A 15,213-nucleotide genomic window follows, 5' to 3' on the forward strand; every position below is an offset into this window, starting at 1 on the left:
AAAAATCAGTCAAATGACTGGATTTAACAAAAGATGTCTGCTATAACTGTAACTAACAACCGACAGATAGAGGCGCGGATGACATGAGTAGCATCATTCTTGAAGGCAAGCATGCTGAATGATGTGAAAGGGGAAGTCCGCCGAAGTGAACGAGAAGATGCTTCTTCTTATTTGCTGGTACAACGGTTAAGATCCGTTGTACTGCCGAAACCGATGTTTCGGAGCGCTATCTTACGTAAAAGAACGAATGACTTTGTCTTCGTTTGTCCGATCGTGATAACGACGGGCCGTAGGAACGCTCCTACCGGCCCGTCGTTTTTTTCTGTATCGGGACAAAGGAGATAGGATTGTGACAACTGTACTTAAATTTGGTGGAAGCTCGGTTGCGACTGTCGAACAGATTCAGTCTATTGCGAATTATTTGAAGAGTCGCGCAGCCGAAGGTGAAAAACTCGTCGTCGTCGTTTCGGCGATGGGCAAGATGACAGATTCTTTGATCGCTCAGGCACAAGCCATCACGGATCGCCCTGAGCGGCGAGAACTCGATCGGTTGCTTGCCATCGGAGAAGAACAGACGATTTCATTACTCAGCATCGCTCTCAACTCACTTGGCGTCAAAGCGTTATCGCAAACGGGCGCGCAAGCAGGGATCAGCACGATGGGCGTGCATACGAAAAGTAAAATCAAACAGATCGATGGAGATCTATTACGACAAAAACTCGAAACGTACGATGTTGTCATCGTCGCCGGATTCCAAGGTGTCAACGAACTTGGTGACGTGACGACACTTGGACGAGGCGGATCGGATACGACGGCTGTTGCTCTTGCGGCAGTCCTTGATAAACGGTGTGAAATCTACACTGATGTCGACGGTGTGTATACGGCTGATCCACGAATCCATGCCACTGCTCAACCGATTCCGCACATCTCATATGATGAGATGATGGAGATGAGCGCTCTCGGGTCGAAGGTTATGGAAATGCGGAGTGTCGAATTAGGAAAAAAATACGGCGTACACATCTTCGTCGGGAAAACACTTGAATCAAAAAGGGGAACATGGATCATGGAAGCGACGGAAACAATGGAACAAAAAGCGGTCACGAGTGTCAGTGTCACGAAGAACGTCTTGACGGTATCAATTAAACACGTACCGCAAACGAACGCAGCAGTAGCCGATATCTTCGAACTCTTATCGAACCGTCACGTCAATATCGACATGATCAGTCAAACGACGTTCGACAGTGACATCTTCTTATCGTTCTCTTGTCCACTCGACGAGGAAGAGTTCCTCGACGAAGCATTGAAAGATATCATGGATCGCTTCACGACAGTCAAGGTCGACCGCCACGATCAGCACGCGAAGTTGTCTGTCGTCGGAATCGGAATGCGAGATGCGACAGGTGTTGCCTCAAAGTTGTTCGCGATCTTCCGAGCGGAGAACATCCCGTTCTATCAAGTCACGACATCAGAAATCAGTATCTCGTATACGATTGCACAAGCAGATATCGAACGGACGGTTGCAGCGATTGCAAACGCGTTCGAGTTATAAGGAGGAAAACAGCATGTATCATGTAGCCGTCATCGGAGCAACCGGCGCCGTCGGTCAAAAAATGTTACAAGTACTTGCAGAACTGGACTTCCCGGTCAGCCGCCTGTCCGCTTACGCTTCTGCTCGTTCAGCAGGGAACACGGTGCAGTTCAAGGGAGAAGATATTACGATCCAAGCGCTGACGCCAAACATCACGGAAGACGGGATCGATGTCGCGTTGTTCGCAGCAGGCGGAACGATCAGTGAGCAATATGCCCCATTACTAGCTGAAAACGGAACACTCGTCGTTGATAATTCAAGTGCCTTCCGGATGCAGGAGACGATTCCACTCGTCGTGCCAGAAGTCAATCCGCAAGCGATTCAAGCGACAGACCGCTTGATCGCAAATCCGAACTGTTCGACGATTCAATCCGTCGTCGCTTTAGCACCGCTCCAGTCACTGGGATTCGAACGGATCAACTATACGACGTATCAGGCCGTATCCGGTTCCGGTCAAAAAGGAATCGAGGATCTGGCACGCGGGGCACGCGGAGAAGAGCCCGTCAATTATCCGCATCCGATTCACGATAACATCTTGCCGCATATCGATGTGTTCCTTGAGAACGGCTATACGAAAGAAGAGCAGAAGATGATTGATGAAACACGGAAAATCTTCAATCTTCCAGCATTACCAGTCAGTGCGACATGTGTACGGGTTCCAGTCACGAATTCTCACTCGGTTGCAATCAACGTCACGTTTACACAACCGACGACGGTCGAAGCGATCCGTGAAGCACTGGAAGGCGCACCGGGCGTCGTCCTCATCGATGATGTCGCAAATACGCGTTATCCGATGCCACTTGACGCAAGCGGGACGGACGACGTCTACGTCGGTCGGATTCGACAAGATGATAGTCTCGCGAACACGTTCCATCTCTGGTGTGTAGCCGACAACATTCGAAAAGGTGCCGCGTCAAACGCCGTACAAGTCGCACGCCAAGCAATCGAACAGTCGATTCATTCATAAAAAAGGAGGAGTTCTTCATGTTCAAAGGAGCAGGTACAGCGCTCGTCACACCATTTAATGAAGCAGGCGAGTTGGATCTACACGTATTCGAACGCTTGATCGAGCAACAACTCGCAGCAGGGATTCAGGCACTTGTCGTCGGAGGGACGACAGGAGAAGGTTCGACACTGACAAACACGGAATTTGAACAACTATTGACGACTGCCGTTCAAGTCACAGCAGGACGAGTACCCGTCATTGCCGGAACGGGTTCGAACAACACGGCAGTAACAATCGAGAAGACGTTACTCGCAGAACGCCTTGGTGCGGATGCAGCGATGCTCGTCACACCGTACTACAATAAAACATCACAAGCCGGTCTCGTCGCGCACTTCACGGCGGTCGCTGATGCAACCGAATTACCGATCATGCTGTACAACGTTCCGTCGCGGACAGGCGTTGCGATCGCAGTCGAAACCGCAGTGACGTTAGCACGTCATCCACGCATCCAAGCGTTTAAGGAAGCGAGTGGAGACGTCAGCTTCATGGGCGAACTGATGGCGGCGATTCCGGAAGACTTCGCGGTCTTCTGTGGAAATGATGATCAAATCCTACCTTACATGGCATGGGGGGCACAGGGGGTTATCTCGGTTCTTTCAAATCCGTATCCAGCAGAGACACAAGCACTTGCTGAAGCGTTACTCGCGCAAGATCTCGCCACGGCCCGCCGGATTCAGGCAGACTTGTTACCAGTCATCGGTGCTTTGTTCAGTGACGTCAATCCGATTCCAGTTAAAGCATCGCTTGAAGAACTTGGCTTTGCTGTCGGTGCACCGCGCTTGCCACTCGTCCGTCAATCGGAAGTGGGTCATGCCCATTTACTTGAAACAATGCGTGCTTACAAAGGAGTGGTTCGATGAGACTCGCGTTACACGGTTATGGGGCGACAGGACAATACGTCGTCGAACTAGCAGCGCAAAGTGTCGTTGCGATCGTTGACCGGACGAAGTCATCCGATACAATCGCTTCATATGCCGAGCTGACGGAGATGTCAGAAACGGTCGATGCGATCATCGACTTCTCGCATCCGAGTTTGCTACCGGATCTACTCGCATACGGGCTGGCGACAAAGACGCCACTCGTTATCGCGACGACTGGTTTTTCTGAAGCGGAGCTTGCGTCCATCAAGAACGCTGCAAAAGAAATTCCGATCTTCCAGTCGTATAACATGTCGTATGGTATCGCAATGGTACAGCAACTACTGAAGACACTGGTGCCACTGGCAGGGGCGTATGACATCGAATTGCTTGAGAAACATCATAATCAAAAAGTCGATGCTCCAAGTGGGACGGCCGAGTTGTTACTGCAAACGATTCAGACGGCACGTGACGTCACACCTGTGTATGACCGGTCACAGACGCGGCAAAAGCGGGAGACGAACGAGATCGGGATGCATGCGATGCGCGGTGGAACGATCTTCGGAGAACACGAAGTCTTATTCGCAGGTGTCGACGAGTTGATTGAAATCAAACATACAGCGCTATCGAAAAAAGTATTTGCTTCTGGTGCGATCAAAGCAGCTGAAGCACTCATTCAAAAAACAGCGGGACTCTATACGTTAGAGACGCTCTACACACAGGAGGATTCACATGTTACTCACTGATGCTTACGAAATTGCTAAATTCATTAAAGATGCAAAAAAACAAACACCGGTAAAACTTTATGTCAACGGCGATTTGGCGGGCTTGACGATCGAAGGTGCTACAGCGTTCGGATCAGATGAATCAAAAATTTTCTTCGCAGATGCAGGACTTGCGGCTACTTTCTTAGAAAAGTATTCAGATCGCATCACGGATGTTCATGTGGAGTATGACCGTCGCAACAGTGCGGTACCTATGCTTGATACACGTCATTTGAATGCGCGAATCGAACCAGGTTCATGGATTCGTGATCATGTCGTCATTGGTGACAACGCGGTCGTTATGATGGGTGCCATCATTAATATCGGCGCATCGATCGGAGATGGTACAATGATTGATATGAACGCTGTCGTCGGTGCACGTGGGACGATCGGGAAAAACGTTCATGTTGGCGCAGGTGCCGTGGTCGCGGGTGTCCTCGAACCGCCTTCAAAAACACCTGTCATCATTGAAGACGGTGTCTTGATTGGTGCGAATGCAGTCATTCTCGAAGGCGTCAAAGTCGGTAAAGATGCCGTCGTCGCTGCCGGTAGTGTCGTCACAGAAGACGTACCTGCTGGAAGCGTCGTTGCCGGAACACCTGCACGTGTCATCAAACAGAAAGATGCGAAAACAGAAGAGAAGACGCAATTGGTGGATGATTTACGTTCACTCTGATTGACGTCGAAGAGGAGGAAAACACATGGCAGTGGATACACAGTATGGAGAAGCAATTTGGTTAGATGGAGTCTTTCATGATCCAAAAGATGCGAACACGAGCGTCATGTCACATGCGATTCACTATGGTAGTGGATTCTTTGAAGGAATTCGTGCCTACGCGACACCGGACGGACCGGCGATTTTCCAATTGAAGGAACATATCGAACGTCTTTTCCGTAGTTGCGCCTATTACCACGTCACAATTCCGTATACGGTTGATGAACTCGTCCAGGCGACGATTGATCTAGTTGCGAAAAACGGATTCGAATCTTGTTATATCCGTCCATTCGTGTTCCTCGGTACGCCATGGCAAGCATTGATGGCGAAAGATACGACGGTTCATGTCGGCATCTCTTGCTGGGAGCTTGGGGAATACTTCGATAAAGGTGCTGGCATCCGTGCTAAAGTCGCATCATACCGCCGCGTCTCATCAACGATGATGCCGATGCAAGCGAAAGCGGCTGCCAACTATATGAACTCACAACTCTTAAAAGGTGAAGCCATCCGTGATGGATTTGATGAAGCAATCGCGCTCGACATGAACGGAAACGTTAGTGAAGCGAGTGTTGCGAATCTTTTCCTTCTTAAAAACGGAACGATTCATACACCGTCACTTGATTGTTCAGTACTCGACGGTATCACACGCCAAGTCATCATCCGTTTGGCACAAGATCAAGGCTATCCTGTCGTCGAACGTCACATCGGACGCGATGAGTTATATGTCGCAGATGAGATTTTCTTAACAGGAACAGCTGCTGAAATCACGAGTGTCGGTGAAATCGATCATATCTCCATCAACGGCGGAACACGGAACGTCGCAGATGAATTGCTCGATCTTTACCGTCAAGCCGTCACAGGTCAATTGCCGCAATATGCGGATTGGTTGACGTATGTGACACCAGCTGTCGCAGAATGACGACGCGTACACTCGTCACGATCGATCGGAAGGCGGTGCGACAGAACGTCGCATCGGTCTTCGCTCGATCACGTAAACATATTTTTGCCGTGGTCAAGAACAATGCGTACAACTTAGGCATGCTCGAGATGGTCGAAACGCTGACGGCGTCTGATGTTCAGCACTTTGCTGTCGCCGAGTTGTATGAAGCCATTGAAATCAAAACGAATTTTCCAGACAGTTATGTACTGGTGATGAATCCGACGGAGGATTTTGAAACAGCACGACGTTTCGGAATTGCACTCGGTGTCTCATCGCTAGAATGGCTCGCCCTAAACAGTAAACAGCTGCAAGGAATCGAGTTACATTTGAAGATCAACGTCGGGATGAATCGTTTTGGTGTCAGTTCGCTTCAAGAGGCGGAAGCTGTTCTTGCGCTTGCGCAAGCAGATTCGCTCGCTTTAACAGGTTTATATACACATTTTCCGCTTGCCGATGAGCCGGATGCGGATCACGATGGACAAGTCGAACGTTTCGTCGCCATTGCCGATGTGTTACGAAAGCGCCATACGTTTACGTATATGCACTCGGAAAACAGTGCGACGATCGTCAAACACGATCCGCGTCTCGCATTTTGTAATTATGTCCGCCCTGGAATCTTCTTATTCGGCTATTCACCGATTGAAAAGATGGACTGGCTCGTTCCTTCGCTCCGGATGACGACGGAGGTCGTTGAAATTCGCGAAATCGGACCGGGTGAACACGTTGGGTACGGGACGAACTTTACGAGTACAGAACCGATGCGGATTGCCATCTTACCAGTCGGCTATGGAGACGGTGTCGTCCGTGGGCGTGCCGCTCTGCCTGTTCATATTAAAGAAAAACCTTATCCGGTCATCAATAAATTATTCATGAGTCATACGTTCGTCGCTGTCGATGGGACGGTTGAGGTCGGAGACGAGGTCGTGCTATACGGGGATGGCGTTGAAATTGACGATATTACTCGGACAGGAGCAGCGAACAATTCAGAGCAGATGTGTGCCCGGTCTTGGCGTTTGACGCATCAGTATCTATAAGGAGGAACTTATTATGTATGGAAGTCAATACCTGACAGAAGAAAACAACACGTTGCACATCGATGGTGTCGCAGCGACCGATCTTGCAGCACAGTACGGAACACCATTGTACGTGATGGCAGAACGGGAGCTGACGGATCGACTGGCGACCGTCCGGGAACACTTCCTTGATAAGTATCCGAATACGTATGCTTCCTTCGCTTCTAAAGCATTGACTGTCAGTGCGGTGTATGAACAAGTCGTGCGTCATGGTCTTGGAATTGACGTCGTCACGGGCGGGGAACTCTTCATCGCCCGTCAATCGGGCGTTCCAGCAGAGCGAATTTATTTCCATGGTTCGAATAAATCAACGGCTGATCTTCAGTATGCTGTCGAAGAAGGTGTCGGACGAATCGTCATCGATCACTTTGCAGAGATTGCACAACTGGAAGCGATTGCGGCACAAGCTGGTCGAACGGTTCATGTCTTGATTAGGATCGTGCCACAAGTCATCGGTGGAGCGCATGCGAAAATTCAGACAGGTGGTGTCGATACGAAATTCGGTTTCTCGACACATGCGTCAGATTACCTGGACGCAATCGAAGCGATTTTAGCATCAGAACATCTATCGTTACTTGGCATCCATTGTCATGTCGGTTCGCAAATCCAAGATCCGTCGCTGTTCGAACAGACGGCTCGGACGATGATGGGCTTCGTCGAAACAATTCGTGTACAACATGATTTCACAGTCAGCGAAGTCAACGTTGGAGGTGGGTTCGGAATTGCCTATACGCAGGACGACCAGCCACTTGATTTTGAAGCGACGATCGCACGCGTCATGGATGTCATTGAGACGGAAACGGCACGACTTGGCATCGAACGTCCTCGAATCGGTATCGAACCAGGACGCTGGGTCGTTGCGAATGCAGGGACGACACTTTATACAGTTGGGGCAATCAAAGAGATCGAAGGCGTCCGGACATATCTTTCGGTGGACGGTGGAATGACGGATAACATTCGTCCCGCACTTTACGGAGCGGTTTATGAAACCGTCATCGCTAACCGGATGAGTGGCGAAACGACCGAAATGACTGTCGTTGGAGCAGCTTGTGAATCAGGTGATCTCGTCGCTGAAAAAGCGCAGTTAGTTACGCCAAAGAGTGGCGATACCCTCGCTGTATTTGGAACGGGAGCGTATAACTTCTCGATGGCAAGCAACTACAATCAATTCTTACGTCCGGCACTCGTCTTCGTTCGGGACGGGGAATCCCGCGAAGTCGTCCGTCGACAAACATATGCGGACTTAGTTCAGTGTGATCTTGGAATCAATGGGGTCCGTTCGGAGTCATAAGAGGTGAGGGGTCAAGCGATTGACGACAAAAAAACCGGCGCAATCTCGCCGGTTTTTCATACATGTGACGATTCTTCTCGCGACTAGAGAGGAATCGTTTTTTTTGCTGTGATCAGTATATTCATTTTGGGATTTTCAAGACTTGTCCAACGAGTAAGAGATTCGGATTTGTGATGCCGTTCGCCTGCATTAATGCTGTGACGGTGACGCCGTAACGTGTCGCAATCGAGTAAAGTGTATCACCCGCTTTAACCGTATACGTCGTTGTCGGGATTTTTAAGACTTGACCGACATTGAGTAGACTCCAATTCGTGATGTTGTTCGCACTCGCGAGGGCAGAGACCGAGACATTGTATTTACGGGCAATCGAATAGAGTGTATCGCCCGCTTTGACAGTATACGTCGTACCGGTTGGGACCGTAGAACGCAACAGTTCTGAAATCGTAACGAACGAATAGCCTTTTGCTTTTAGTTTTGAAATCATCGTCGGCAGGGCGGTTGGTGTTCCTTTCGCACCAGCCCCAGTGTGCATGAGGATGATTGATCCAGGAACGACTTTTGGTAACACACGATCCAAGATAGCTGTTGAAGAGATGCCTTTCCAATCCGTCGAATCGATATTCCATTGAATCGTTTTCGTATAACCAGCCGCTCCGACGACACTCAATACCTTACTGTTACTCGCACCGAACGGCGCCCGAAAAATCGGTTTCGTCGTTTTTCCGGTCAAGGATCGGATGAGCGACTCCGTCCGGGATAATTCACTTGTCATTTGGCTTGCTGATAAAGTCGTAAAATCCGGATGTGAATACGAGTGATTGCCGATTTGATGTGTTGGAGAGGCGGTTGTGATGTTTTTAATCGATTGAGGATGGTTGTTTGCACCACTGCCTGTTAAAAAGAAAGTAGCTTTCACTTGATTACTTTTTAAGACACTTAATATTTTGGCAATGTTCGTTCCATCTGAACCGTCATCAAATGTCAATGCGACGACTTTTTTGGTCGTCGTTCCTTTTGTGACAAACGTAGAACTCGCTGCATCGACCTGTGAGGGAATTGAAAGTGGGGTTAGGAGAAGCAATCCGATCATCATGATGGTGGGTTTCTTGATGTTCATCGTTAAGGGCCTCCTTCATCAAAACATGCTTTATCAGTACTCTTTATTTACGTATTCCCTTTATTTTTAAAAAAAGAACTAAAAATTTCCCCTTTTTCAAAGAAATAAAACTGATTTAATGGAAATTTGTTTAAACCGTAACCTTTTTGGGAAAACATAATATATGGAAATAGTAAAAAGGAGTGAGAAGGAATGATCGAATTCAAAAACGTCGGCAAGCAGTTTAAGGAAAATGTCGTCTTAAAAGGCTTATCGCTCGAGATTCAAAAGGGTGAACTCGTTGTTTTCATCGGACCAAGTGGTTGTGGGAAAACGACATCACTTAAAATGATCAATCGATTGATCGAACCTTCTTCAGGCACAATTTTGGTCAATGGGAAGGATATCATGAAGACGGATACGATTGAATTAAGACGCCATATGGGATATGTCATTCAGCAAACTGGTCTGTTCCCTCATATGACGGTCCGGGAAAACATTCAATTGATTGCTGGACTTGAGGGGAAAGATCACGATGAGATGGATCAGCGGACAGAACAACTATTAACGATGGTCGGGCTTGATCCGAGACAATTTATTGATCGTTATCCGAGCGAACTCAGTGGCGGACAGCAGCAACGTGTCGGTTTCGCGCGTGCTCTGATGAATGATCCTGATGTCATCCTGATGGATGAGCCGTTCAGTGCTCTCGATCCCGTTACTCGTAATGATTTGCAGGAAGAGCTTTTCAACTTACAAGAGGAAGTGAAAAAGACGATTGTTTTCGTCACTCATGATATGGATGAAGCGATCAAGTTAGCGGATCGGATATGTATCATGCGTGACGGGGAGATCGTTCAGTTCGATACTCCAGAAGAAATCCTGCGTCATCCAAAAGATGAATATGTCGAATCGTTCATCGGAAAAAATAAAATTTGGAGTAGTCCAGAATTCATCAAGGCAGAAGATATCATGATTGAGAATCCAGTTTCAATCAGTGGCAAACGTACATTGCTACAGGGAATTGAAATCATGCGTGGGCGAAAAGTCGACAGTCTATTGATCACTGATCGTGACCGCGTTTTACAAGGGCTGATTAAGTTAAAGAACATCCAAACGATCCCGGATAAGAGCCAACGAATTGAAGAAGTAATGGAGGGCGAAATCATTGCCGTCAATGAACACGATTCGTTACTTGATGTCCTTGAAGTCATGAATCAGGAAGAGACAGGTTATCTGCCGGTAACAGATGCAACAGGAAAACTAAGAGGATTAATCACGCGTAGTAGCTTACTTTCCGTCTTGAGTGAGCAATTCATTCATGAGGAGGAAGTTCAATGAACGGTTTCTTTGATTATGTAAAAAATAATACCGATCAAATCGGTGACTTATTACTGGAGCACTTACAGCTGACGGTCTTTGCCGTCGTCATCGCCGTCGTCCTTGGGATTCCGATCGGGATTTTAATCACGCGCTATCAAAAGTTCGCAAAACCGGTCCTCGCGCTGACGAGCGTCGTGCAAGCCGTCCCGAGTCTTGCCTTACTCGGTTTCTTAATTCCGTTCATCGGTATCGGATCGACACCAGCGATCATCATGGTCGTGCTCTATTCACTCTTGCCAATCGTCAAAAATACGTACACAGGTCTATCGAGTATTCCGGGAGATACGCTTGAAGCAGCAAAAGGAATTGGTTTGACGGATCGTCAAATCCTCAGTAAGGTCCAGATTCCGCTTGCCTTACCGATCATGATGGCAGGGATTCGGATTTCAGCCGTCACAGCGGTTGGTTTAATGACGATTTCAGCATTCATCGGTGCCGGTGGTCTTGGTTACCTTGTCTTTTCAGGTATTCAAACGGTTGATAATAACCAGATTCTCGCCGGAGCGATTCCAGCTGGTATCTTAGCGCTTATCATCGACTTCGTCGTCAGCCGGATTGAATATTCGGTGGCGCCGAACGGTATTCCGCTCGCAGATGGTCGAATTAAAAACAAGGCACGGAAGCGCCGTAAAGCGATGTCAGCGGGACGCAAGATCGCAATCGCAAGCATCGTCTTCCTATTGGTTGGTGGTACAGTCGCTTATTCTTTCCTCAAGGAAGATAAGATCGTCATCGGATCGAAGAACTTTACGGAACAGTTGATTCTTGGAAATATGTTAGCGGATTTAATTGAAGATAAAACGGATCTACAAGTCGAACGTCAATTAAATCTCGGGGGGACGAAGGTCGCTTACGGGGCGCTTGAAAAAGGGGAGATTGACGCGTATGTCGAGTACACAGGGACATTGTTGATCGACGTGCTCAAGCAGGAAGTCGAGACGGATCCGAAAACGGTCTATGCAAAAGTCGGGAAGATGATTCCCGAAAAAAGTCAGGTCGATGTCCTAGATCCGATCGGCTTCAACAATACGTATGCTCTTGCCATGACAAAAGAAGACATTAAGAAGTACGACTTGAAGACAGTGTCGGACATGTCAAAAGTCAGTGATCGCTTGATTCTCGGTTCAACGATTGAATTCGCGAACCGTGAGGATGGTTATCTTGGTCTAAAGAAGAAGTATCCGGATATGAAGTTCAAAGATGTACAACCAGTTGATGGAGGACTTCGCTATACAGCATTGACGAACGGTCGAACGAATGTCATCGATAGTTTTTCAACAGACGGTCTTTTAAAGAAGTTTGATTTGACTGTACTCAAAGATGATAAAGAGTTTTTCCCACCATACTATGCGGTACCACTTGTTCGTCAAGAAACCCTTAAAGAACATCCAGAGCTGAAAAAAGTCCTCAACACATTGAAGGATAAAATCACGGATGAAACGATGCAAGAACTGAACTACAAAGCAGATGTTGAGAAGCAGCGTCCTGAAAAAGTCGCGCGTGATTTCTTGATTAAAGAAGGATTGATTTCTAAATAAACAGATAGAGCCGAGGCGGGAATCCGCTTCGGCTCTTTTTGTATGCGCGCTGACGCACTATATCGTTTTGGAAAATACGTAATCAAGTGATTAAATTATTTTTTGATGCGACTAGCGAGCCAAGCGCGAACAGTGCGTTGCTGAATCATACACGTTCTTCCTCTCGGTTTAATGTTCCAAGGCGGTGCTCGGCATCTTTAACGATACGTACTTGAACCTCAGCTGTCAACCAATCTGTTTCGAATTCAGGTAACGTCGGCAAACCATAGCTTGGGTTACTCGTAGATGAAAATAAATCAGACATAATACGTTCTTCATATACTGGAATCATATAAAAATCCCCTCTCTGTGTCTTGATTCATCTCTTGCACCTCTAGTGTACGAAAGAATTGTAAAGACGGAAGAGGGGAGGTATTAAGAACCTGTGAACTTTGTAAACGTTCTCACAAACTTGTCAAATCCTCTGTAATGGCTTCACAACTATCGGCATATTGCTGCCCTCGTTTCACATATTTTCGGACTGTCCGTTCCATGATGAATCGATCGTGGTCGCTGATATCGCGGACGATTTTTGCAGGAACCCCCATAACCATTGTTCCTGCAGGCACCTTCATTTTTGGCGGAACAAGACTTCCGGCAGCAACGAATGCACCTTCTCCAATTTCAGCTTCATCAAGGATCGTTGCCGACATTCCAATCAACGCTCCTTTTCGAATGATACCTCCATGAATCATTGCCATATGACCAATCGTGACTTCATCTTCAATGATAGTCGGAAACCCTTCATACTGATGAATCATCGAACCATCTTGAATGTTGACGCGTTCTCCGATTTGGATCGGACCTTCATCTCCCCGGATGACCGTATTGAACCAGACGGATGAGTCTTTTCCGATCGTGACCTCTCCGATGACCTTTGATCCATCCGCTAAATAAACGGATGGATCGATGTTTGGAATAAGTGAACCGACACGATATTTCATGCGTTTTTCCCCCCTCAGGAATTAAATCCATACTCTTTCATCTTGACGTTACAAAAAATAAATTGCAACAGCTTCCAAACTAATTGTAAGATAGTGAAAATACGCTTACACCAGGAGGAGACAGGATGGAACAAACAGTACGTGAACGATTGATCGCGATTGCTGCAAAAAAAGAGAAAGCAGCTGTCGTCTATCAAAACATTTCAGTCATCGATGTCATGACACGTGAGACGTATACGGCAGATGTAGCGATTGATTCAGGCTTTATTGCTGCTGTCGGAGAGGGATATGAGGGAGTCGAGAATCGTCCGGGAACGAATCTATTTATCGCTCCAAGTTTTATTGACGCTCATGTTCATATTGAATCATCGATGGTACCACCAAGTGAGTATGAACAGGCGATTCTACCACTAGGCGTCACGACGATCATCGCGGATCCACATGAGATCGCGAACGTCAAAGGAGCAGAAGGTCTGTCCTTTATGCTAGACGATGCAGAAGGTCTCGCCCTTGACGTGCGCATGATGTTACCGAGCTGTGTCCCGGCGACTTCGTTTGAACATGCGGGGGCATCACTTGACGCAACGGCACTTGCGCCATTTGTCACTCATCCGGGTGTCCATGGTTTAGGGGAAGTCATGGATTATCCGGCTGTCGAACGAGCCGATCGCGACATGTTACAAAAAATCAAACAGATTGAAGATGCAGGGAAACTCGTCGATGGACATGCTGCAGGACTCGGGCCACGCGAAATCAACATATATGGTGTCGCCGGAATTCGGACGGATCATGAATCCGTCAGTAAGGAAGATGCGATTGCGCGAGCACGTCGTGGTCTGTATGTCGAAGTACGGGAAGGATCAGCAGCTCGAAATTTGAAGGAAGTACTCGATGCCGTGACAGAGAGTAATGCCAGCAGATTTCTCTTCTGTACGGATGATAAACATTTAGACGATACATTACGTGAAGGTACGATTGATTATAATATTCGCTATGCGATTCGTCATGGGATTAAACGCGAAACAGCATATGCGATGGCATCGTTGCACGCGACGAACGCGTATCGTCTAGACGATCGGGGAGCCATCGTACCAGGACGTCGGGCGGACTTCGTCTTGTTATCGGATGCCGATAACGTCGTGATTGATGAGGTTTATATTCAAGGGAATTGTGTCGCACGAGCAGGGAAAACGATTCGACCCGTTCGCCGTGCTCATGTGCCGGAGTCATTACGTGGAACCTTGAATACAAAACCGATCACACCAGAAGTATTCGCCCTTCCACTCGAATCAGCACGTGCGCATGTCATCGGAGTCATTCCGAAAAGCATCGTCACCGAGCACTTAATTCTCGACGTTCCACTTCAAGAAGGGCATTTCGTTCCTGTGCCAGAGGAGGATCTCTTAAAAATTGCTGTCATTGAGCGTCATCACGGGACATCGTTCTCAGCAGTTGGGATCGTCAAAGGATTTAAGATGAAGCGTGGAGCGATTGCTGCGACCGTTGCTCATGATTCACATAATCTCGTCATCGTTGGGGCATCAGACGAAGAGATGCAACTCGCTGCAGAACGTCTTGTTCAAGCGGGTGGGGGTGTCATTGCTGTTAATGGGCAAGACGTGCTTGCAGAGTTACCGCTCGAAATCGCTGGGCTGATGACGAATCGTCCTTTCCAAGAAGTCGGGGATACACTCGAAGCATTAAACGATGCACTTGATGTATTAGAAGCGGATCGGTCCTTTAATCCTTATTTGACGATGTCGTTCCTTTGCTTACCGGTCATTCCGGAATTGAAGTTGACCGACAGTGGTTTATTCGATGTGAAACACTTCCAGCATATTTCAGTACAAGCAAACTAAAGTCCATCGCGAGTCTGAGTCTCTTTCCGGGACTCAGACCGTTTTTTATTAGAAATAGATGATCTAAAATCAAAGAAAGATACTTTACAAAAGGTCTAAATATTCTTAATGAAACTTAAT

At 47.6% G+C, this 15,213-nt stretch carries 14 protein-coding genes and 1 riboswitch; of the genes, 11 read left to right on the forward strand and 3 right to left on the reverse strand.

The genetic code is table 11. The features are described 5' to 3' along the window. Positions 1-59: 59 nt before the first annotated feature. Positions 60-237, forward strand: a riboswitch (Lysine riboswitch). Between the two features lie 112 nt (positions 238-349). The 8 genes from ASG02_RS11005 to lysA are packed head-to-tail and all read left to right on the forward strand — an operon-like array spanning position 350 to position 8,234. Beyond that, complete coding sequence (locus ASG02_RS11005; RefSeq protein WP_056063449.1) at positions 350-1,549, forward strand: aspartate kinase; 1,200 nt, start codon at positions 350-352, stop codon at positions 1,547-1,549. A 13-nt stretch (positions 1,550-1,562) separates the two neighbouring features. Beyond that, positions 1,563-2,555 (forward strand): aspartate-semialdehyde dehydrogenase, encoded by a 993-nt coding sequence (locus ASG02_RS11010; RefSeq protein ID WP_056063452.1) that lies wholly within the window; start codon positions 1,563-1,565, stop codon positions 2,553-2,555. A gap of 17 nt (positions 2,556-2,572) precedes the next feature. Next, positions 2,573-3,454 carry a 4-hydroxy-tetrahydrodipicolinate synthase gene (gene dapA, locus ASG02_RS11015; protein ID WP_056063455.1) on the forward strand — a complete coding sequence of 294 codons (882 nt, stop codon included), beginning with the start codon at positions 2,573-2,575 and terminating at the stop codon, positions 3,452-3,454. After that, a complete protein-coding gene (gene dapB / locus ASG02_RS11020) occupies positions 3,451-4,197 on the forward strand; it encodes a 4-hydroxy-tetrahydrodipicolinate reductase (RefSeq protein ID WP_056063458.1) in 747 nt (248 codons plus the stop codon). The genes dapA and dapB overlap by 4 nt, the downstream gene beginning before the upstream one ends. Then, positions 4,184-4,891 carry a 2,3,4,5-tetrahydropyridine-2,6-dicarboxylate N-acetyltransferase gene (dapD, locus tag ASG02_RS11025; protein ID WP_029340774.1) on the forward strand — a complete coding sequence of 236 codons (708 nt, stop codon included), beginning with the start codon at positions 4,184-4,186 and terminating at the stop codon, positions 4,889-4,891. Before dapB ends, dapD begins: the two co-directional genes overlap by 14 nt. A gap of 25 nt (positions 4,892-4,916) precedes the next feature. After that, the gene (locus ASG02_RS11030) at positions 4,917-5,849 is read left to right on the forward strand and encodes a branched-chain amino acid transaminase (protein ID WP_023467124.1); all 933 of its coding nucleotides are present in this window, start codon (positions 4,917-4,919) and stop codon (positions 5,847-5,849) included. Further along, on the forward strand, positions 5,846-6,904 hold the full coding sequence (gene alr, locus ASG02_RS11035; protein ID WP_056063461.1) for an alanine racemase: 1,059 nt from the start codon (positions 5,846-5,848) through the stop codon (positions 6,902-6,904). The genes ASG02_RS11030 and alr overlap by 4 nt, the downstream gene beginning before the upstream one ends. A 13-nt stretch (positions 6,905-6,917) precedes the next feature. Beyond that, entirely contained in the window at positions 6,918-8,234 is a 1,317-nt protein-coding gene (gene lysA / locus ASG02_RS11040) for a diaminopimelate decarboxylase (RefSeq protein WP_035412379.1), read from the forward strand. A 121-nt stretch (positions 8,235-8,355) separates the two neighbouring features. On the opposite strand, the gene ASG02_RS11045 is transcribed toward lysA, so the two are convergent. Beyond that, complete coding sequence (locus ASG02_RS11045; RefSeq protein WP_056063464.1) at positions 8,356-9,351, reverse strand: LysM peptidoglycan-binding domain-containing protein; 996 nt, start codon at positions 9,349-9,351, stop codon at positions 8,356-8,358. Between the two features lie 192 nt (positions 9,352-9,543). Here ASG02_RS11045 and ASG02_RS11050 point away from each other — a divergent pair, with 192 nt between their 5' ends. Then, on the forward strand, positions 9,544-10,671 hold the full coding sequence (locus ASG02_RS11050; RefSeq protein ID WP_056063465.1) for an ABC transporter ATP-binding protein: 1,128 nt from the start codon (positions 9,544-9,546) through the stop codon (positions 10,669-10,671). Next, positions 10,668-12,251 (forward strand): glycine betaine ABC transporter substrate-binding protein, encoded by a 1,584-nt coding sequence (locus ASG02_RS11055; RefSeq protein ID WP_056063467.1) that lies wholly within the window; start codon positions 10,668-10,670, stop codon positions 12,249-12,251. Before ASG02_RS11050 ends, ASG02_RS11055 begins: the two co-directional genes overlap by 4 nt. 145 nt (positions 12,252-12,396) lie before the next feature. Here the strand turns inward: ASG02_RS11055 and ASG02_RS11060 are convergent, their stop codons facing one another. Continuing rightward, entirely contained in the window at positions 12,397-12,582 is a 186-nt protein-coding gene (locus ASG02_RS11060) for a hypothetical protein (protein WP_035412391.1), read from the reverse strand. Between the two features lie 112 nt (positions 12,583-12,694). Further along, complete coding sequence (locus ASG02_RS11065) at positions 12,695-13,234, reverse strand: gamma carbonic anhydrase family protein (RefSeq protein ID WP_047395039.1); 540 nt, start codon at positions 13,232-13,234, stop codon at positions 12,695-12,697. A 125-nt stretch (positions 13,235-13,359) separates the two neighbouring features. Between ASG02_RS11065 and ade the strand changes: the two genes are divergently transcribed. Further along, a complete protein-coding gene (gene ade, locus ASG02_RS11070) occupies positions 13,360-15,093 on the forward strand; it encodes an adenine deaminase (protein ID WP_056063470.1) in 1,734 nt (577 codons plus the stop codon). The last annotated feature ends 120 nt before the right edge of the window (positions 15,094-15,213 follow it).

Source organism: Exiguobacterium sp. Leaf196, assembly GCF_001423965.1.
Taxonomy (GTDB): Bacteria; Bacillota; Bacilli; order Exiguobacteriales; family Exiguobacteriaceae; genus Exiguobacterium_A.